Annotated in this window: 20 protein-coding genes; 11 read left to right on the top strand and 9 right to left on the bottom strand. The window is 66.0% G+C overall.

Going from position 1 to position 18323, the window contains the following annotated elements:
- Positions 1-19 precede the first annotated feature (19 nt).
- From HV786_RS06545 to HV786_RS06535, 3 genes are all read right to left on the bottom strand, one after another.
- A complete protein-coding gene (locus tag HV786_RS06545; RefSeq protein WP_128828536.1) occupies positions 20-1294 on the bottom strand; it encodes a CaiB/BaiF CoA transferase family protein in 1275 nt (424 codons plus the stop codon).
- Positions 1295-1315: 21 nt separating this feature from the next.
- Positions 1316-2116, bottom strand: coding sequence for an enoyl-CoA hydratase/isomerase family protein (locus tag HV786_RS06540; protein ID WP_128828535.1), 801 nt, complete (start codon positions 2114-2116; stop codon positions 1316-1318).
- A 77-nt stretch (positions 2117-2193) separates the two neighbouring features.
- On the bottom strand, positions 2194-3189 hold the full coding sequence (locus HV786_RS06535; protein ID WP_128828534.1) for a Bug family tripartite tricarboxylate transporter substrate binding protein: 996 nt from the start codon (positions 3187-3189) through the stop codon (positions 2194-2196).
- Positions 3190-3316: 127 nt separating this feature from the next.
- Between HV786_RS06535 and HV786_RS06530 the strand changes: the two genes are divergently transcribed.
- Positions 3317-4018 carry a GntR family transcriptional regulator gene (locus HV786_RS06530; RefSeq protein ID WP_128828533.1) on the top strand — a complete coding sequence of 234 codons (702 nt, stop codon included), beginning with the start codon at positions 3317-3319 and terminating at the stop codon, positions 4016-4018.
- A gap of 54 nt (positions 4019-4072) precedes the next feature.
- On the opposite strand, the gene HV786_RS06525 is transcribed toward HV786_RS06530, so the two are convergent.
- On the bottom strand, positions 4073-5356 hold the full coding sequence (locus HV786_RS06525) for an MFS transporter (protein ID WP_175210334.1): 1284 nt from the start codon (positions 5354-5356) through the stop codon (positions 4073-4075).
- 127 nt (positions 5357-5483) lie between these two features.
- Between HV786_RS06525 and HV786_RS06520 the strand changes: the two genes are divergently transcribed.
- Entirely contained in the window at positions 5484-6110 is a 627-nt protein-coding gene (locus tag HV786_RS06520; RefSeq protein WP_128828532.1) for a TetR/AcrR family transcriptional regulator, read from the top strand.
- Between the two features lie 172 nt (positions 6111-6282).
- A complete protein-coding gene (locus HV786_RS06515; RefSeq protein ID WP_056324328.1) occupies positions 6283-6504 on the top strand; it encodes a hypothetical protein in 222 nt (73 codons plus the stop codon).
- A 66-nt stretch (positions 6505-6570) separates the two neighbouring features.
- Here HV786_RS06515 and HV786_RS06510 read toward each other — a convergent pair whose 3' ends face one another.
- Both HV786_RS06510 and HV786_RS06505 read right to left on the bottom strand, forming a co-directional pair.
- On the bottom strand, positions 6571-7860 hold the full coding sequence (locus tag HV786_RS06510) for an Nramp family divalent metal transporter (protein WP_128828531.1): 1290 nt from the start codon (positions 7858-7860) through the stop codon (positions 6571-6573).
- 129 nt (positions 7861-7989) lie between these two features.
- Positions 7990-8415, bottom strand: coding sequence for an OsmC family protein (locus HV786_RS06505; RefSeq protein ID WP_128828530.1), 426 nt, complete (start codon positions 8413-8415; stop codon positions 7990-7992).
- A 279-nt stretch (positions 8416-8694) separates the two neighbouring features.
- Between HV786_RS06505 and HV786_RS06500 the strand changes: the two genes are divergently transcribed.
- The 6 genes from HV786_RS06500 to HV786_RS06475 all read left to right on the top strand — a co-directional run bounded on the left by HV786_RS06500 (position 8695) and on the right by HV786_RS06475 (position 14244).
- Positions 8695-9849, top strand: coding sequence for an ABC transporter substrate-binding protein (locus tag HV786_RS06500; protein WP_128828529.1), 1155 nt, complete (start codon positions 8695-8697; stop codon positions 9847-9849).
- A 177-nt stretch (positions 9850-10026) separates the two neighbouring features.
- Entirely contained in the window at positions 10027-10938 is a 912-nt protein-coding gene (gene ehuB / locus HV786_RS06495; protein WP_128828528.1) for an ectoine/hydroxyectoine ABC transporter substrate-binding protein EhuB, read from the top strand.
- 9 nt (positions 10939-10947) lie between these two features.
- Positions 10948-11601 carry an ectoine/hydroxyectoine ABC transporter permease subunit EhuC gene (ehuC, locus tag HV786_RS06490; RefSeq protein WP_062840689.1) on the top strand — a complete coding sequence of 218 codons (654 nt, stop codon included), beginning with the start codon at positions 10948-10950 and terminating at the stop codon, positions 11599-11601.
- Positions 11598-12269: an ectoine/hydroxyectoine ABC transporter permease subunit EhuD gene (ehuD, locus tag HV786_RS06485; RefSeq protein WP_056324341.1), complete on the top strand. Its 672-nt coding sequence runs from the start codon at positions 11598-11600 to the stop codon at positions 12267-12269. The genes ehuC and ehuD overlap by 4 nt, the downstream gene beginning before the upstream one ends.
- Positions 12266-13036 (top strand): ectoine/hydroxyectoine ABC transporter ATP-binding protein EhuA, encoded by a 771-nt coding sequence (gene ehuA, locus HV786_RS06480; RefSeq protein WP_056324344.1) that lies wholly within the window; start codon positions 12266-12268, stop codon positions 13034-13036. Before ehuD ends, ehuA begins: the two co-directional genes overlap by 4 nt.
- A gap of 95 nt (positions 13037-13131) precedes the next feature.
- Positions 13132-14244 (top strand): NADH:flavin oxidoreductase/NADH oxidase, encoded by a 1113-nt coding sequence (locus HV786_RS06475; RefSeq protein ID WP_128828527.1) that lies wholly within the window; start codon positions 13132-13134, stop codon positions 14242-14244.
- Positions 14245-14308: 64 nt separating this feature from the next.
- On the opposite strand, the gene HV786_RS06470 is transcribed toward HV786_RS06475, so the two are convergent.
- The 3 genes from HV786_RS06470 to HV786_RS06460 all read right to left on the bottom strand — a co-directional run bounded on the left by HV786_RS06470 (position 14309) and on the right by HV786_RS06460 (position 16256).
- The gene (locus HV786_RS06470) at positions 14309-14959 is read right to left on the bottom strand and encodes a dUTPase (RefSeq protein ID WP_128828821.1); all 651 of its coding nucleotides are present in this window, start codon (positions 14957-14959) and stop codon (positions 14309-14311) included.
- Positions 14960-15052: 93 nt separating this feature from the next.
- Complete coding sequence (locus tag HV786_RS06465) at positions 15053-15604, bottom strand: hypothetical protein (RefSeq protein ID WP_128828526.1); 552 nt, start codon at positions 15602-15604, stop codon at positions 15053-15055.
- 13 nt (positions 15605-15617) lie between these two features.
- Positions 15618-16256, bottom strand: a complete 639-nt coding sequence (locus HV786_RS06460) for a DedA family protein (protein ID WP_128828525.1) — start codon at positions 16254-16256, stop codon at positions 15618-15620.
- Positions 16257-16363: 107 nt separating this feature from the next.
- Between HV786_RS06460 and HV786_RS06455 the strand changes: the two genes are divergently transcribed.
- A complete protein-coding gene (locus HV786_RS06455; protein WP_128828524.1) occupies positions 16364-17404 on the top strand; it encodes a metal-dependent hydrolase in 1041 nt (346 codons plus the stop codon).
- Between the two features lie 148 nt (positions 17405-17552).
- On the top strand, positions 17553-18320 hold the full coding sequence (locus tag HV786_RS06450; RefSeq protein WP_175210332.1) for an IclR family transcriptional regulator: 768 nt from the start codon (positions 17553-17555) through the stop codon (positions 18318-18320).
- Positions 18321-18323 lie beyond the last annotated feature (3 nt).

The raw sequence follows: 18323 nt of genomic DNA, 5'->3' as shown, positions 1-18323 counted from the left end.
GCCTTGCGTTCTTCTGGCATCAAGCCTGCACCGGCTCGCGGTCCACGGCCGCGACCACACCGGCGTCGATCAGCGCGTCGATCTCCTGCCTGTCATAGCCGAACTCGCCCAGGATCGCGATGGAATCCTCGCCCAGCCGCGGCGCGGCGCGATGGTACCGGGCAGGCGTGGCGGACAGTTTCACGGGCATGCCCACCGTGCGGACCTTACCCGCCACGGGGTGCTCCTGTTCAACCACCATTTCACGGGCCAGCGTCTGCGGGTGCGACAAGGCCTGCGCGATCGAGTGCACCGGACCGGCGGGCACGCCGGCCGCATCGAAGATGTCCAGCCATTCCTGCGCGTCCCGGGTTTTCAGGATGGCGGAAATCTCCTCCACCAGCGCGTCGCGGTTCTGCATGCGGTCGCGATTGCGCGCAAAGCGCGGATCGTCGGCCCATTCGGGCTTGCCCAGCGCCTGCGCGATGCGCTGCCAGTTCTTTTCGTTGGCGCCGCCGATGATGATCCAGTCGGTGCGCGTGGGAAACGCCTGATAGGGCGCGCTCAGCACGTGCGCCGACCCCGTGGGACCTGGCGAGACGCCGCTGCCGAAGTAGATGGCGGCATGCCAGTAGAGCTGCTGCAGGCTGGCCTCCAGCAGCGAGGTTTCCACGATCTGGCCTTCGCCGGTGCGTTGCTTGTGCTGGTAGGCCGCCAGCACGCCGAATGCCGCGAGTAGGCCGGCATTGATGTCGGCCACCGAGTTGCCGGTGCGCAGCGGCGGCCCGCCGGGTTCACCGGTGATGGCCATCAACCCCGAGAAGCCTTGCGCCACAAGATCGAATCCGCCCTTGTCGGCGTAGGGGCCCGTCGTGCCATAGCCCGAGACCGCGCAATAGATGAGACCCGGGTTCTCCTTGCGCAGCGTGTCGTAGCCCAGGCCCAGTTTCTCCATCGTGCCCTTGCGGAAGTTCTCGGTCACCACGTCGGCGTCGCGGATCATGCGCAAGAGCACCTTCTTGCCGTCGGGATGCTTCAGGTCCAGCGCAATGGCGCGCTTGTTGCGGTTGAGCATCAGGAAAGGCGCGGAGATGCCGTTGATCTGCGGATCGCGGTATTGGCGCGAATCGTCGCCGCCGTCGATCTTCTCGACCTTGATGACATCGGCGCCCAGGTCCGCGAGCATCATGCCGCAGGTGGGGCCGGCCATGATCTGCGACAGTTCGATGACGCGCATGCCGGCCAGCGCGCCGGCGGCGGGGGCATCGGAAGCGGGGAAGGGCGGGCGGCCGGAGCCGCGGTTGTCGTTGTGCATGCGTGTTCCTCGATCGTTCGTTCAGCGGCCGCTGAATTGCGGTTTGGCCTTGGCCAGGAAGGCGCGGTAGCCGGCGCGGAAATCCTCGGTGTCGAAGCAGTCGAAAGCTTCGTCGCGGTCGGCATCGGTCAGCGCCTTGCCCTGCGCCAGGTTGCGCACGAACTTCTTGTGCCAGCGGGCCACCAGCGGCGCGCCGTCCGCGATCCGGCGGGCCGTTGCCTGGGCGTCGGCCGCCACCTGGTCATCGGCCACCACGCGCGAGACCACGCCCAGTCGCAAGGCCTCGGCGGCGTCGAAGATGTTGCCTTCGAGCAGCACCTGCAGCGCCACGGTGGGGCCGACAAGCCGAACCAGCGGGGCCAGTTCCGAATAAGACATCACCAGCCCCAGGTTCTTGATGGGCACGCCGAACCGCGAGCTTTCGCCGCAGATGCGCACGTCGGCCAGGCTGGCGATCTCCAGCCCGCCGCCCACGCAGATGCCATGGATCTGCGCCACCACGGGGTGGCGGCACCCGCCGATCGCCTCGATCGTGCGGCGCATGACGGCGCCGTACTCCACGGCCTGCCGCTTGTTGCTGCGGGCGGTCTCGAACTCTCCGATATCGTTGCCCGGCGAAAATGCCTTCTCGCCCGCGCCGCGCAGCAGCACGCAGCGCACGCCGTCGTCACGGTCCAGTTCGAGAAAGGTGTCGCCCAGCAAGCGCCAGCCGTCGATGGTGAAGGCGTTGAGCTTTTCCGGCCGGTTCAGCACCACGGTTGCGATGTCGCCGTCGCGGTGCAGCAGGATGGGCGAGGAGCCCGGGGTGGAAGTAGCGGTCATGGGTTTCCTTTTGCATGCGCGGGGGGAACGTCCCCCGCCAGGTGAGTCGTGCCCGTTGTTGGGGCTTGCTGCGGGGCTTACTGCTTCGTCAGGCCCAGGCTTGCGGTGAGCTTGCCGTACTTGTTCCATTCGTCCCGCACGTACGAGGCGAAGGCGGCGGGGGATTGCGGACCGCCGCCCAGGTCCATGCCCTGGTCGGCGAGCTTGGCGGCGACCTCGGGGTCGGCCAGCGTCTGGGCAAGCGCCCGGTCGAGCTTTTCCATGATCGGGTGGGGCAGCTTGGCCGGAGCAAGGACCGCGTACCACTGCACGACGTCCAGGCCCTTGATGCCGGATTCCGCCAGCGTCGGCACATCGGGCAGCCGCTTGCTGCGCTGCGGACTGGTCACGGCCAGCGGCCGCAGCTTGCCGGCCTGGATCTGGTTAATCGCGCCCGGCAGCGTGTCGAAGTTCAGGTCCACGCTGCCGCCCAGCAGGTCGGTCATGGCCTGGCCGCTGCCCTTGTACGGCACGTGCTCCATCTGCACCCCGGCAATCTGCGAGAAGCGCGCGGCGCTCAGATGTTGCGGGCTGCCCATGCCGGACGACGCGTACAAGAGTTGCTTGGGCTTGGCGCGGGCGTCGTCCACCAGGTTCTGCACCGTGGCGTACGCGTGCTTGGCGGGATTGACGACCAGCACGTTCGGCACCGACCCGATGTACCGCACCGCCGTGAAATCCTTGTTGGGATCGATGTTGGACTGCACGACGTAAGGCGCAGCCACGGTGGACTGCATATTGGCCAGCAGCAGCGTGTAGCCGTCCGGATCCGCCTTGACCACATAGTCGGCCGCAATCAGGCCGGAAGCCCCCGGCTTGTTCTCGACCACGACCTGCTGGCCCAACAGGGTGGACAGGCGTGCCGAAAGGATGCGGGCCGACACGTCGGTGCCGCCGCCGGGCACGAAGCCGACGACCAGCCGGATGGGACGTTCCGGCCACTTGACCGGATCCTGCGCCACGGCGGGGCTGGCCGCCGCGAGGCCGGCGGCCAGCAGCAATACGCCGGTCCAGGCGCGAGCATGCTTGTTCATAGGGTCTCCTTTGGTGGATGAGTCCTGCCCAGGGGCTGCTTGCTCTATGATTGGGTCAGGTTGGTATGCCGTTGGTGTTTGGTATACCAGATACAAAAATAGTCGATGTTGCGAGCATGAACAACCCATGGCTAACCCTGAACCCTTGATTGCCGATGTGTCCGTCCCCGATTTGGCCATTCACCATCCCACGCTGCCGGCCGTCGTGGCGGAACGGCTGCGCCAGCTCATCATCGATGGGACGCTCAAGCCCGGCACGTGGCTGAACGAACGGGATCTGTGCGATCAACTGAAGATTTCCCGCACGCCGCTGCGCGAGGCGTACCGGATGCTGGCCTCGGATGGCCTGGTGACGCTGCAGCCCAAGCGCGGCGCGATGGTGATCGAGCTGTCCGCCGAGGACATCGAGAACATCTTCGACGTGCTGTCGGTGCTGGAAGGGCTGGCGGTGCGCAGCGCCGCCGAGCGCGCGTCCGACGCGGAGCTGGCGCAGATCGCGCAGCTGCATGCGCAGATGCTTGAAAACTATGAAAAACGGGATATCCGCGCGTACTTCGCGGCCAGCATGGGCACGCACATCGCGATCAATCGCGCCGCGCACAACCCGGCGTTGTCACACTCCTACGACCGGCTGAACCTGCAGGTGCAGGCGCTGCGGTACAAGTCCAATTTCGACCTGGACGAATGGACGACGGCGGTGGCCGACCACGAGGCCTTCGTGCAGGCGTTGATGGCGCGCGAGGGCGAACGCGCCGAAGCCCTCATCCGCAAACACGTGGGCGGCAAGAAGGCCTACAACCTGCGCGGGCGCACCGGCGGCGCGGCCTGAGGGCAGGGCGGCCCGTCCGCAAGCAGGCGCCCGCCTGCAAGCGGGCGCGCGAGTTCAGGCAGGTTGCGCCACCACGCGCTTTCTGCCGATCATGAGCGCCAGCACGGCGGCGATGATGCCGGTCGCGCCCGAGATCACGAAAGCCATCAGGTAGCTGCCCTGGGCTTCGCGCAGGGCGCCCGCCATCCAGGCGGCGCTTGCCGCGCCCATTTGGTGGCCCGCCACGATCCATCCGAAGACGATCGAGGCGTCGCGTTCGCCGAAGGCTTCCGTCGTCAAGCGCAGCGTGGGCGGGACCGTGGCGATCCAGTCCAGACCAAAAAAGATCGCGAAGATCGACAGGCTGTAGAACGAGAAATCGGAATAGGGCAGGTACATCAGCGACAGGCCGCGCAGCGCGTAGTACACGAAGAGCAGCTTGCGCGGGTCGTAGCGGTCGGTCAGCCATCCGGAGGCCGTAGTCCCAAGCAGATCGAAGATGCCCATCATGGCCAGCAAGCCGGCCGCCTGCACTTCCGGCATGCCGTGGTCGCCGCAAAGTGCGATCAGGTGCGTGCCCACCAGGCCATTGGTCGTGAACCCGCACACGAAAAAGGTGGCGAACAAGTACCAGAACGTGCGCGTGCGTGCCGCGCGCGCCAGCGTGCCGAAGGTGGCGGCCACCATGCCGGTGCGCGGCGCGGCGGGGGCGGGCATCGCGTGCGGATCGCTGCCAAAGGGCACGAGACCCACGCTTGACGGGCGGTCGGGCACCAGCCACCAGGCCAGCGGCACTAGCGCGGCCGCGGCGCCGGCTACCGTCCAGACCACGCGCGTCCAGTCGCCCGACGAGGCCAGCGCGGCCAGCACCGGCAGGAACACGAGCGTGCCAGTGGCGGCGCTGGCGGTCAGAAGGCCCATCATCAGTCCGCGGTGCTTGACGAACCAGCGGTTGACCACGGTCGCGCCCATCACGATCGCCACGGCGCCCGAACTGATGCCCGAGAACACGCCCCAGGTCATGATCAGATGCCAGGGTTCTGTCATGTAGGCGCTGACGGCGCTGGAGGCCGACATCAGGATCAGCGCCGTGATCAGCACGCGCCGCAGCCCGAAGCGCTCCATCGCGGCCGCTGCAAAGGGGCCGACCAGTCCGTACAGAAAAATGCCCAGCGCGGCGGCAAACGAGATCGAACTTCGGCTCCATCCGAATGTTTCTTCCAGCGGCACCAGCAGCACACTCGGCGAAGATCGCAAGCCAGCCGCGACCAGCAGCGACAGGAAAATCACGGCAACCACCACGAACGCGTACTTCTGACCGGCGCGGCGGAAGGGAAATGGAGGCTGGGCTATACTCATGTTACTGACCGGTACGTATTAAGGTTTGCGGATAGTACGTACCGGTCAGTAACATCGTCAAGCGAATTTTGGCGACCCTGTTTTCGCAGATGGCCGCTCGCGCTGTTTCGCAGAAAAGGAGCCTCGTATGGCCAGCAAGAGTTCCCCCGCGTCCGCCGCACCAGGCGCCACCCCATCCAAGCCGCTGCTGGCGGCCGACCGTATCCGTAAGACCGCGCGCGAGATGTTCTACCGCGATGGCATCCGCGCCGTGGGCGTGGACGCCATCGTCAGCCAGGCCGGGGTGACGAAACCCAGCCTGTACCGCAGTTTTTCCTCGAAGGACGAATTGGCGGCTGCCTACCTGCGCGATTACGACGCCGAATTCTGGGCGCGCTTTGACGCCGCGTGCGCCGCCCATCCGGGAGATCCGCGCGCCCAATTGCTCGACTACCTGACAGGCATGGCCGGACGTGCGGTGCAGAACGGCTACCGGGGATGCGGGCTGACGAACGCCGCGGTCGAATACCCCGAACCCCATCATCCGGCCCGCGCCGTGGCCGTTGAACACAAACGCGAATTGCGCCGCCGGCTGAACGCCATGGCCGCCGGGATGGGCGCGGAAGATCCCGAAGCCCTGGCCGATGGACTGCTGCTATTGATCGAAGGCGCGTTCGTATCCAGCCAGCTTTTTGGGGCGGGTGGGCCCGCCGGGCGGGTGGCTTCGATGGCCGACAAGCTGATTCAGGCGCACCTGCCCGGCCGAACGGCCTAGGGCGCCGCACAAACTCGGTGCGTAACCGTGTGCGGCATGCACCGATGTGGTGGTGTTTGTACCCATTGCGCAACGCCGAAAAAAATGTTTATGGTTTTTATTGCAACGCAGCATACGCGGATCTAAGATGGATTCACGTTGTTCCACATCGCGCTTTCTCAAGGAGAGAATCATGAGCGATACCGCGTTGAAAAATGCCCGTATGTCGGATGCGCTGGAGCGGTCCCTGATCCGCGAGGCCATCAAGGCGGAAACCCTGTCCGGTCCCACCGCACGCTCGCGCTGGTTGCGCCTGAAGCTGCGCATGGCTGCACTGGGCGGCGCTGTCGGCGAGGTCCTGCACAATATGGACGCCGGCCGCCGTCAACACCCGGTCGTGTCCGCGTACCACTGAAGCACCCCCCCAGAAAAAACGCCAGCTTTGATCGCTGGCGTTTTTTTTGTCTGCCGCCGGCCCCACTCAGGCCACGATATCCAGCAGCAGATAGGCGTCCAGCACGATGATGCCCACGGTGGCGCCGATGGCGGCCCAGGCCCACGCGCCTTTCAGCACGTAGCGGCCCATCAGGCTCTTGCGGCAGGCCAGCACCACCAGCGGACCCAGGGCGAAGGGCAGGGCAAGGCTCAGGATGACCTGGCTCAGCACCAGCAACCCGTCCGGATCGTTGCCGCCCGTGAACGCCAGCAGGCCGACGGCGGCAGCGCCCGCCACCAAGCGCGTCATCAATGCGCGGCGGCGGTCGGACCAGTTGCTGCCGACCTGGAATCCCTTGGACAGGATGCGTCCGGCCAACACGCCCGTGATGGTGGAGCTTTGGCCCGCGGCGTACAGCGCCACGGCAAACACGACTGCCGCCCCGATGCCCAGCGTGTGGCCGATCACCGCATGCGCATCGTCCAGACTGGACACCGTCATGCCGGATCCCGACAGCGAGGCGGCCGCCACGATCATGATGGCCGAGTTGATGAGCATGGCCACGCCCAGCGACACGATCGTGTCGTTGCGCGCCACGCGCATCGCCATGCCCAGCGCCTGCGGCGGCAGGTCCCGCGCCCGCTGCGCAAGCGAACCCGAATGCAGATAGAGGTTGTGCGGCATGAGTGTCGCGCCCAGAATCCCCAGCGCGATCAAAAAGCCCTGCGGATCGCGCAGCGCGCGGCTGGTCTCGGTAACGCCCTGCGCCACTTCCGTCCAGGCGGGATTGGCCTTGAACAGCAGGAAGACGAAAGACAGCGCGACCACGGACAACAGCAGGGCGATCACGCGTTCATGCCGGTCGGCACTGCCGCGCGTCATGGCCAGCACGACAAAAGTGCCGATCCCCGTCACGGCGACGCCCGCGATGAGCGGCAGTCCGAACAGCAGCCGCAGCGCGATCGCGCCGCCGATCAGTTCGGCCAACGCGGTCGCCAGAATGGCGGCCTCGCCGGCCAGCCAGGCTGCCTTGGCCAAACGCGGGGAAAGGTGGCGGGCGGTGAGAGTGGCCAGATCCTGACCGGTGGCAAGCGCCAGACGCGACACCAGCACCTGAAAACCCAGCGCCAGAAAGGCCGACGTGATGACGACCATCAGCAGGCCGTAACCAAAGCCGCTGCCGCCGGCGATGTCGGTCGCCCAGTTGCCCGGGTCGATGTAGCCGACGGCGACCAGGATGCCCGACCCGACCATGCGGCGCAGGTTCGCGGATACCCGCGCGTCCTGCGCCAAGGCGGCATTGCCGCCTGATATTGCGTAGATGAATCCGGTCATGTGCTGCTCCTGAGAATGGTTCTCATTTTTCAGGAGCGCACCTGCAGCGTCAAATTGATTTTGGCCACGTCCGGGATAGGGCGAGCCAATGATCCGGCCCCGTCCGGAGCCGGATTATCTTCGCGCCGGTCAGGACTTCAGCTTGGCGTCCATCGAGATCTTGGCGTTCAGCACCCTGGAAACCGGGCAGCCCTTTTCGGCCTTGCGGGCGGCTTCCTCGAACGCCTGGGCGGAAGCGCCGGGAATGACGGCCTCCACGGTCAGGTGCACGGCGGTGATGGAAAAGCCGTCATCGACCTTGTCCAGCGTGACTTCGGCCTTGGTGTCCAGGCTTTGCGCGACCATGCCCGCTTCGCCCAGGATGTTGGACAGCGCCATGGTGAAGCACCCGGCGTGCGCCGCGCCCAACAGTTCTTCGGGGTTGGTGCCCGGCGTGTCGCCGAAGCGGGTGTTAAAGCCGTAGGGTTGGCTCTTGAGCGCGCCGCTCTGCGTGGAAATCGTGCCTTTGCCAGTCTTCAGATCGCCCGACCAGGCGGCGGTTGCGGTTTTCTTCATACGTGACTCCTGTGTGGGAACGCAGCCGCGTGCGGCGCGTCCGGGGTGGGGAGAGGCGCCGCCGCGGGGGCGGCGCGCCTTGCCTCAGGCGGCACCGTCGATGATACGGCCCGCCACCCCGCCCATTGCGTAAAACGGCGGTACGCAACGGCAAGCCGATGTAACGATGGCCTGGCGGGACACTCACCTCGCGACAAGGGTTGGCCACGTCAATAAGCGCCGCTGGCGCATCAGGCAAAATAGCGGCATCTCCTTCACTCCTATCCAAGAGCCGTAGTCATGCCTTGCATCCTTGCCCGCTACGCCTGCGCCGTCGCGCTGGCCGTTCCCGCCTTGTCCGCCCAAGCCGAAATCGTGATCGGCGTGGACGTGTCCACCACGGGCCCCGCCGCCGCCATCGGCATCCAGACCAACAACGCGATCCGCCTGTGGCCCAATACGCTGGGGGGCGAACCCGCGCGTTACGTGGTGCTGGACGATGGCACGGACGTCAGCCGGGCGGTCAAGAACATGCGCAAGCTGACGTCCGAGGACAAGGTGGACGCCATCGTCGGCCCCAACATCACGGCTTCCGCGCTGGCCGCCCTGGACGTGCTGGCCGAAACCAAGACGCCGATGATCGCGCTGGCCGCGTCCAGCGTCATCGTCGAGCCGCAGTCGGATCCCAAGCGCACCTGGGCCTTCAAGATGCCGCAGAACGACTCGCTGATGGCCACGGTGCTGGTCGAAGACATGAAGAAGAAGGGCCTGAAGAACGTGGCCTTCATCGGCTTTGCCGATTCCTATGGCGACAGCTGGCTGAAGGAGTTCACGGCCGCGGCCGGTTCCGATCTGAAACTCGTCGCGCAAGAACGCTTCCAGCGCACCGACGCGTCGGTGGTCGGCCAGGTGCTCAAGGTCATTGCCGCCAAGCCGGACGCAGTGCTGATCGCCGGCTCCGGCACGCCGGCCGCGCTGCCCCAGAAGACGCTGCTCGAACGCGGCTACACCGGCGCCGTCTACCAGACGCACGGCATCGGCACGCTTGAATTCCTGCAGGTCGGCGGCAAGGACGTGGAGGGGACCCTGTTCCCCACCGGCCCGGGCGTGGTGGCGCGCGAGCTGCCCGATTCCAACCCGGTCAAAAAGGTGGCGGTGGCCTTTGCGGACAAGTACGAAAAGCAATACGGCCCCAATACGCTGACCCAGTTCGCCGGGGACGCCTACGGCGCCTGGATGCTGCTGGATTCGGCGGTGTCCCGGGCCCTCAAGACGGGCGCCAAGCCCGGCACGCCCGAGTTCCGCCTGGCGCTGCGCGACGCGCTGGAAAACACCCGTGACCTGGTCGTTCCGAATGGCGTCTTGAACATCACGAAGGAAAACCACCAGGGATTCGATGAGCGCGCCCGGGTGATGGGAACGGTCAAGAACGGGCGCTTTTCCTACGCCCAATAAACGGTGCCATATCTCTCTACCGTTCGTAACGTGTTCTAACGCGTCATAGGGCATCGAACGTCAAAAGCAGGCTTAGGCCTGCTTTTTCACGTCTATATCATTCGTGTCGAAATCATTTCTTAGCGTATTATTTTTAGTGAAGCCATGTACCTAGAAATAAATTCGGGAGAAAGATTCATGACCCTCATCCAATCCAGACGACTGCTGTTGGCCCTTGGCCTGGGCGTTCTTGCGGCGTGTTCGGACTCGGGCGGCGACAAGACCGCGGCAGCAGGCGATGCGCCAGCCAGCAGCGCCAGCACGCTGGAAGCGGCCAAGTCGGCTGGAAAAATCCGTATCGGCTACGCCAACGAGGCGCCATTTGCCTATATGGACAGCAAAGAGGCCAAGGTCACCGGCGAGTCGGTGGAAATCGCCCGCGTGGTGCTCAAGCGCATGGGCATCAACGAGGTGGAAGGGGTCCTGACCGAATTCGGTTCGCTCATCCCGGGGCTTGCGGCCAAGCGCTTCGACATCATTGCGGCGGGCATGTACATCACGCCCGAGCGCTGCCAGCAGGTGGCTTTCTCCAACCCCACCTATGGCGTGGGCGAGGCGTTCCTCGTCAAGGACGGCAATCCCAAGAACCTGCACAGTTACGAAGACGTGGCCAAGAACCCCGACGCCAAGCTTGGCGTGGTGGTGGGCGCCATCGAGGGCGATTACGCGCAGAAGGTCAACATCCCGGCAGGGCAGGTGGTCGTGTTTCCGGATGCGGTCAGCGCGCTGTCCGGGGTGCAGGCCGGCCGCGCGGATGCCTATGCCGCGACCGCGCTCACCATCAACGATCTGATGGGCAAGACGCAGGCGGGCAGCGGGCTGCAGAAGGCCGAGCCGTTCACGGACCCGGTCATCGACGGCAAGGGTGTGCGCGGGTACGGCGCTTATGCCTTCCGCACGGACGACAAGGCCTTCGCGGATGCCTTCAACGCCGAGCTCGCCAAGTTCATCGGCACCGACGAACACAAGAAGCTCGTCGAGCCGTTCGGCTTTACGGCCGACGAACTGCCCCAAGGGGTGACCGCGGACAAGCTCTGCAGCGGACAGTAAGGGGCGCCGATGCAGTTGATGTCTGAACATATCGCGCAGCTTGTGCCGCCCCTGCTCGAGGGGCTGGTCGTCACGCTGCAGATCATGGCGGGCGCCGTGGTCCTGGCGGTGCCGCTTGCGCTGCTGTCGGGGCTGGGCCGCCTGTCGTCCCTGCGGCCCGTGCGTTGGGCGGCGTCGATCTATGTCGAGGTCTTTCGCGGCACGTCGGCTCTGGTGCAGCTCTTCTGGTTCTACTTCGTGCTGCCGCTCTTTGGCGTGCAGCTGCCGGCCATGCTGGTCGGCATCGTGGTGCTGGCGCTGAATGCGGGCGCCTATGGGGCGGAAGTGGTGCGCGGCGCCATCCGGGCCGTGCCGCCCGGGCAGCGTGAAGCCGGCGTGGCGTTGAACCTCACGCGCCGTCAGATCATGCAGCGCATCGTGCTGCCGCAAGCCGTGCCGGCCATGCTGCCGCCCGCGGGCAACCTGCTGATCGAGCTTCTGAAGAACACGGCCCTGGTGTCGCTGATCACCATCACCGACCTGACGTTCCGCGGCCAGCTGCTGCGCAGCGAAACCCTGCGCACGACCGAGATCTTCACGCTGATGCTGCTGATGTACTTTGCCGTGGCCCTTTTGATCACCGCGGGCGTGCGTCTGCTTGAGCGGAGGGTCCGAGTCCGATGACACCGATATTTGACTGGTCTTTCGCCCTGGAAATCCTGCCCACGCTGGGGTCGGCGCTCGTCATCACGATCCAGGCCACCGTGCTCGGCATGCTGGTGGCGGTGACGTTGGGGCTGGTGCTCGCCATGCTGCGGCGGTCGCGGCTGCGCATCGTGTCGATGCCCACGGCGTTTTTCATCGAGTTCGTGCGCAGCACGCCGCTGCTGGTGCAGATGTACTTCCTGTTCTATGTCTTGCCGCTGACCGGCGCGCAGATGTCGCCGCTCATGACGGGCATCGTGGCGCTGGGCCTGCACTACGCCACCTATTGCGCCGAGGTTTACCGTGCCGGCATCGAGGCCGTGCCACGCGGCCAGTGGGAAGCGGCCACGGCCCTGAACATGTCGCGCTGGCGCACGGCGGTGGGCGTGGTGCTGCCGCAGGCGATCCCGCCGGTGGTGCCCGCGCTGGGCAACTACCTGGTGGCGATGTTCAAGGACACGCCGCTGCTGTCGGCCATCACCGTGGTCGAGCTGCTGCAGCAAAGCAAGATGATCGGATCCGCGACGTTCCGGTACACCGAACCCCTGACCCTGGTGGGCCTGCTGTTCCTGGCGCTGAGCCTGGTCGCGGCCTGGGGCGTGCGCGGCCTGGAGGCCCGCCTGCAACGATATGGAGGAAAGCGATGAGCGCCAGCGTGAGCATCAAGAATCTGCACAAGCGTTTTGGAGACGTGGAAGTCCTGCGAGGCATCAATCTCGAGATACCGGCGGGGCAGACCGTGGCTGTCATCGGCCCGTCGGGTTCGGGCAAGTCCACGTTGCTGCGCGTGCTGATGACGCTGGACCCGCCCACCAGCGGCGACATCGAGATCGATGGCGAGCCGATGTGGACCGACGCGCAGGGTCGGCCTGCCGGCGTCAACTCGGCGCACCTGCGCCAGGTGCGCGGCAAGATCGGCATGGTCTTCCAGCACTTCAACCTGTTCCCGCACATGACGGCGCTGGGCAACGCCATGGAGGCGCCGCTGCACGTGCTGGGCATGCCGCGCGACCAGGCGCGCGATCGCGCCGTCGAGTATCTGGAAATGGTGGGCTTGGGCGACAAGCTCGACGTTTATCCCGCCCAGCTATCGGGCGGGCAGAAGCAGCGGGTGGGCATCGCGCGCGCGCTGGCGATGTGTCCGCAGGTGATGCTGTTCGATGAAGTCACGTCCGCGCTCGACCCGGAGCTGGTCGGCGGAATCCTGCAGATCCTGCGCGACCTGTCCGCCCGCCGCAGCATGACGATGATCATCGTCACGCACCAGATGAAGTTCGCCGAACGCAGCTCGGACCGCACGCTGTTCTTCGACCAGGGCAACATCGTCGAAGATGCCGAGTCGTCCGTGCTGTTCAGCCAACCCAAGGAGGCGCGCACGCGCCAGTTCCTGGATTCGGTGATCGAAGGGCAGTAGGCGATGCGGTAACCCTGCCGGGGGCGTTGGGATTGACGGCGTTTGCCCGGCCGGGCGCTATGCTGTGTCGTCCAACGCACCCGGAGCCTGCCCGCATGAGCCATCTGTTCAGCCCCACGTCAATCGGCAATGTCGCCTTAGCCAACCGCATCGTCATCGCACCCATGTGCGAATACTCCGCCGAAGCGGGCTGCGCCACGGACTGGCACATGATTCACCTGGGGCACCTGGCGCTGTCGGGCGCCGCGCTGCTTTTTACCGAAGCCACCGCCGTCGAGGCCGACGGCCGCATCTCTCCCGGAGACCTGGGCCTGTGGTCCGACGAGACGGAAGCCGCACTGGGCAAGGTGGTTGCCGCCGTGCGCCGTTACTCGCCCATCAAGCTGGGCATCCAGCTGGGCCATGCCGGCCGCAAGGCTTCCAGCGACGCGCCTTGGAACGGCGGCCAGTTGGTGCCCGAAAGCGCCGGCGGCTGGCAGGGATGGGCGCCGTCCGCCTTGCCGCACAACGCACACGAGCCCGCGCCGCATGCGCTGGACGCGGCGGGCCTTGAGCGCATCCGCCAGGCGTTCGTCGACAGCGCGCGGCGCGCGCTACGCCTGGGCTTTGACGCCATCGAAGTGCATGCCGCGCATGGCTATCTGCTGCACCAGTTCCTGTCGCCGCTGTCGAATCAGCGCGACGACGCCTACGGCGGATCGCTGGAGAACCGCATGCGCTTTCCGCTGGAAGTCTTCCAGGCCCTGCGTGAGATCGTGCCGCAATCGGTGGCGCTGGGTGTGCGCGTGTCCGCGACCGACTGGGTCGAGGGCGGCTGGGACCTGGAACAGACGTTGACCTTCGCCGAAGCGCTGAAGGCGCGCGGCTGTGAGTTCATCGACGTCTCGAGCGGCGGGGTGTCGCCGCAGCAGAAGATCCCGGTCGGGCCGAACTATCAGGTTCCCTTCGCCCAGGAAATCAAGCGCCGGATCGGCATGCCTACCATCACGGTGGGCCTGATCACCGAGGCCCAGCAAGCCGAGGACATCATTGCGCAGGGCCAGGCCGACATGGTCGCGCTGGCGCGCGGCATGCTTTACGACCCGCGCTGGCCGTGGCACGCAGCCGCCCAGCTGGGCGGCCAGGTCAGCGCGCCAAAGCAATACTGGCGGTCGCAACCGCGCGAGTTGAAGGCGTTGTTCGGCGAGACGCGCTTCGGCCAGCGCTAGCGCTGGCGGGTTGCCGTCCATAAAAAACGCCGCGATTGCGGCGTTTTTTTGGGCATCCGGGGGCTTACAGCCGCGCGTATGCGGCTTCCAGTTCGCGATGCAGGATCTCTGCAAAGTCCGCGCTGGCCGGATCCTGCTGCGACAGCAGGCGCGCGAGCACGACGTTGTCTTCCTCGCCGTTCCAGATCTTGATGTACGTGCCTTCCTTGTAGCCGTGCTGCTGGCGGAAGATGTTCAGCACGTTCTTGGACACGTACTGCGTGTAGGCGTCGTTCCACGTCATGTCGCACGCGGTCATGGTCTGCTCCAGGACCTTGAAGCTGGCACGGCCGCAAACTGCCAGGCCGCCGATCAGCTCAAGCAATTCCGGCACGTTCAGGGCGGCGAGGTCATGGGTCTTGCCGTCCAGCGTGACGGTGGCGGGCGAGGCCAGGTCAGCGACCAGCGCGCGCGCGGCGGCCTCGACGTCGCCCGCCGATTGAACGATCGTGTGCGACAGGTAAAAGTGCAGGATGTCGACCAGTTCCATCTGGACCTGGGGCAGGTCGATGGTTTGCTTCTTCCACCACTTCCAGCCGTAGTGTTCCAGGGCTTCGGCCGACTCGACGAAGGCGGCGCGCAGGAAGCGGGCGCCGCCGTTGACCCAGTCCGGATTGATCATGCTGTTCAGGTGGCCTTGCAGCTTCAGCATCGTGGCCGCCTGGGCCTGGTTCAATCCGACTACGTTGTTCACTTTCACTCCGGGGATGGGGCTGATTCAATGGCCGGAAATGTTAGCACCAACGCCCGTCGGCCACGTGCACGCGCGTCAGGCGCCGTCCTTGCGATACGAGGACGGCGTCAGCGGCGGCAACTTGTTCAGGGGCGTCTTGCGGGGATTGCGGGCGCCGCGGGCTGCCTTGAACAGCATGAAGGCAAAGAACGCCAGGAATAGGGCGGGCATCAGCTCATCCAGTTCGAACTGGGGGCTGTGCAGCGCACGGAAGGCGATGTTGGCGGCGGCCCAGCCCGCCAAGATGCCGGCCACGGTCAGCACGACGCCGAGCTTGCGCCGTCCCGCCTGCCGGGCGAGGGTGATGTTGGCTTCGTCGGGTTGGCCCGGCGCCGTCGCCAAAGGCGCTTGGGACGCAGAGCGCGACCGCGGGGCGGACGAAGCCGTATTGCCCCACGGGGCTTCCGACAGCGAACCCGGGGTGGAAGAGGGCGACGCGGCCACGGGCGTTGGCACGGTCACCGGGGACGATTGCCTGCGGGCGTCGCGACGGCTTGCGATGCGGCCGGGCGAGGTGCCGCCGGCGCTGGTCAACTCTTCGATATAGCGCGCGAAATCGCCGTTCTTGGGCTCGGCATCGATGGCCATGACGCTCTCCGGATCAATTGCCTCGCCGCACGCGCACCGGTTGGCGGCGCTTGCGCACCATGGCGAGGAGAAGCCCGCATCCTAGCAAAACCGACAGCCCCGCGCCGATCATCATGGCGATCTGCTGGGCGTTTTCCGCTGTGCCCAGGCTGCGTGCGGTGATGTAGCCCGGCGCCAGCATCAGCGGCATCCAGAGCATGGCCGACAGCACGTTGGCGATCTGGAAGCGGCTGTGCGCCATGCCCATCACGCCGGCCACGGTCGGAATCGTGGAGCGGATGGGGCCCAGGAACCGGCCGATCAGCACGGACGCAAACCCGTAGCGGTAAAAGAACAGCCGCGCCCGGGCCACGCCGGTGCGCTGCTGCTTGAGCGGCCAGCGCCGCAGTACGCTCGGGCCCGCCCAGCGTCCCAGGTAATACGACAGCGCGTCGCCCACGATGGCGCCCGCGATGCCCCAGGCGATCACGCCCCAGGGCGCGAGCGTGCCGGAGCCGATGAGGCCGCCCGTGAGCAGCAGCAGCGCGGTGGCGGGAATGAACAGTCCCAGGAGCACCATGGACTCGCCCATCGTGAGGAGGAATGTGATCGGTCCGGCCCACGCCTGGTTGGCCTCGATGAATTGGCCGATCTGAGTGATGTATTCATCCATGAATGCAAAGTTGAAAATTAGCTGAACGCAATCGGGTATGTTAACGCCTGCGAGGCCGGTCGTATCGCGGGTAGGCCTTTTGGTGGAACGCTCGACGTTGGAGAAACATGGATTCAGTTACACAAGCGGTGCTGGGCGCCGGCATCCAGGGCGCCTTGCTGGGGCGCGTGCAGGGCAGGCGCGCCCTTGTCTATGGCGCGGCGCTGGCCACCCTGCCGGATCTGGACGTCCTGATGCGCTATCCGGATCCGGTATCGCTCATGACGTATCACCGGGGCTTTTCACATTCCGTGTTCGTGCTGACGGGCCTGGCGATATTGCTGGCGTGGCTGATACGCAAGTACTGGCCCAACGCCCCGTATAGCGGGCGGCGGCTCTTTCTGACGATATGGCTGGTGCTGATCACGCATCCCATTCTGGATGCCTTCACGGTATACGGCACCCAATTGTTCTGGCCGCTGGCGCTGACGCCGGAGAGCTGGTCGTCCGTCTTCATCATTGACCCGGTGTACACCGTGCCGCTGCTCATTGGCGTCGTGTTTGCGATCATCGCCGGCATGACCCGCTCCGCGCGGCGCGTGCTGGTGGGGGCGCTGGTGTTCAGTACCGCTTATCTGGGCTTCGGGCTGGCAGGCAGGATGGCGGCCGAGCAGCGCGTGCACGAGGTGATGCAGGCGCAGGGCATTGAGGTTACGCAGGTGCGGGCCATCCCCATGCCGTTCAACACGCTGGTGTGGCGCGTGATCGCCAAGAGTGGCGATGGCAACTATTACGAATCGGTCAGCAGCATCTTTGATCGCCATCCGCCGGAATGGGTGCGGCTGCCGCTCAACCTGGAGGCGGGCCGCGTCCTGGCCGGGGTGCCGCTGCATGAGCGCTTGCGCTGGTTCACGGACGATTGGCTGCGCTACGACGTCATCGACGATGCGCTGGTGGTGTCGGATCTGCGCATGGGCATGGCAGGACATTACACGTTCCGCTTCAAAATGGCCGAGCGTGCGCCGGACGGCGCATGGAACGCCATTACACCTTCGGTCTGGCCCACCAACCGCGGCGGCTGGGATGAAATGAAGCTGGTGCTCGGCCGCATCCTGGATGCGCACCCGCCCTTGCCGTTGGCGCAATGGTCCGAGTTGGCTACGAAGTAATCCGACCCGCCGGATACTCGTCCGCACTTTGAAGGCCTCCGCGAATGCGGGGGCCTTTCACTTTCCGGGTCCGTATTGACCTGTTTCCATCGCTTGCATTATTCTTGTTCTCTAATAAGGAACTTAGTTTCCGTTTTATGGAACAAGCATGAGTATTCTTGACGGCGCGCAGCGCGTGCTCTCGCTCTACGCGGAAGGCGCGGCCGAATTGAGCTTCACGGAAGTCGCGGCGCGGCTGTCCATGCCCAAAAGCACGGCGTCGCGCCTGTTGAACCAGATGCAACACTACGGCCTGCTCGACCAGGACGCGGCCACGCGCCGCTACCGCCCCGGCGCGCTGCTGGCGCAGGCGGTGCGCGCCGGCATGGCCGCCACGCCGCTGGACGAAGCCTGCCGCGGCGTGCTGGCCCGCTTGTCCGATGACAGCGGGTTGACCGCCTATCTCTCCACGCTCAACCAGCGTGAAACCGTCGTGCTGCAGCGCTTGAATGGTTCGCACCCCGTGCAGGTGCTGTCGCCACCCGGCTCGCGCCGCGCCGCGTCCGGCACCGCGATGGGGCGCGCGCTGCTGTCGCGCCTGACCGATGCTGAATTTGAGGCGCTGTATGGCGCCGACCCCGCCCAGCCGCTGCCCGTCGAAGGGCGCGACTGCCCGGCCACCGTGGGCGACCTGGCGCGCCTGGTGGCGCAGACGCGCGCCGACCATTGCGGGGTCGCCATCGACCAGGCCATGCCCGGCATCGGCGCCGTGGCGGCCGCCGTGCGCGACCCGGCCACCGGCGAGCTGCGCGGGCTATGCCTGTCGTTCGTCTCCTTCCAGGCCGACGCGGCGCGCGTGGCCGTGCTGCGCGAATCGGTCCTGCAGCAGGTGGGCGCGCTGGGCCGCGAGTTGAACGATCCCTACTGGCTGAACTGACCG

Source organism: Achromobacter mucicolens (genome assembly GCF_902859725.1).
Classification (GTDB): Bacteria; Pseudomonadota; Gammaproteobacteria; order Burkholderiales; family Burkholderiaceae_B; genus Achromobacter; species Achromobacter mucicolens.
The sequence above is the reverse complement of the archived record's forward strand: the minus strand, read 5'-3'. Positions and strand labels throughout refer to the sequence as shown.

Bases quoted from the DNA above. Each gene is read 5' to 3' on its own strand.
- HV786_RS06520 (WP_128828532.1), top strand. From the start codon at position 5,484: ATGGCCAGCAAGAGTTCCCCCGCGTCCGCCGCACCAGGCGCCACCCCA.
- HV786_RS06450 (WP_175210332.1), top strand. From the start codon at position 17,553: ATGAGTATTCTTGACGGCGCGCAGCGCGTGCTCTCGCTCTACGCGGAA.
- HV786_RS06500 (WP_128828529.1), top strand. From the start codon at position 8,695: ATGCCTTGCATCCTTGCCCGCTACGCCTGCGCCGTCGCGCTGGCCGTT.
- HV786_RS06535 (WP_128828534.1), bottom strand. From the start codon at position 3,189: ATGAACAAGCATGCTCGCGCCTGGACCGGCGTATTGCTGCTGGCCGCC.
- HV786_RS06505 (WP_128828530.1), bottom strand. From the start codon at position 8,415: ATGAAGAAAACCGCAACCGCCGCCTGGTCGGGCGATCTGAAGACTGGC.
- HV786_RS06545 (WP_128828536.1), bottom strand. From the start codon at position 1,294: ATGCACAACGACAACCGCGGCTCCGGCCGCCCGCCCTTCCCCGCTTCC.
- HV786_RS06510 (WP_128828531.1), bottom strand. From the start codon at position 7,860: ATGACCGGATTCATCTACGCAATATCAGGCGGCAATGCCGCCTTGGCG.
- HV786_RS06465 (WP_128828526.1), bottom strand. From the start codon at position 15,604: ATGGCCATCGATGCCGAGCCCAAGAACGGCGATTTCGCGCGCTATATC.
- HV786_RS06540 (WP_128828535.1), bottom strand. From the start codon at position 2,116: ATGACCGCTACTTCCACCCCGGGCTCCTCGCCCATCCTGCTGCACCGC.
- HV786_RS06455 (WP_128828524.1), top strand. From the start codon at position 16,364: ATGGATTCAGTTACACAAGCGGTGCTGGGCGCCGGCATCCAGGGCGCC.
- ehuC (WP_062840689.1), top strand. From the start codon at position 10,948: ATGCAGTTGATGTCTGAACATATCGCGCAGCTTGTGCCGCCCCTGCTC.
- HV786_RS06515 (WP_056324328.1), top strand. From the start codon at position 6,283: ATGAGCGATACCGCGTTGAAAAATGCCCGTATGTCGGATGCGCTGGAG.
- ehuB (WP_128828528.1), top strand. From the start codon at position 10,027: ATGACCCTCATCCAATCCAGACGACTGCTGTTGGCCCTTGGCCTGGGC.
- HV786_RS06475 (WP_128828527.1), top strand. From the start codon at position 13,132: ATGAGCCATCTGTTCAGCCCCACGTCAATCGGCAATGTCGCCTTAGCC.
- HV786_RS06530 (WP_128828533.1), top strand. From the start codon at position 3,317: ATGGCTAACCCTGAACCCTTGATTGCCGATGTGTCCGTCCCCGATTTG.
- ehuA (WP_056324344.1), top strand. From the start codon at position 12,266: ATGAGCGCCAGCGTGAGCATCAAGAATCTGCACAAGCGTTTTGGAGAC.
- ehuD (WP_056324341.1), top strand. From the start codon at position 11,598: ATGACACCGATATTTGACTGGTCTTTCGCCCTGGAAATCCTGCCCACG.
- HV786_RS06460 (WP_128828525.1), bottom strand. From the start codon at position 16,256: ATGGATGAATACATCACTCAGATCGGCCAATTCATCGAGGCCAACCAG.
- HV786_RS06525 (WP_175210334.1), bottom strand. From the start codon at position 5,356: ATGAGTATAGCCCAGCCTCCATTTCCCTTCCGCCGCGCCGGTCAGAAG.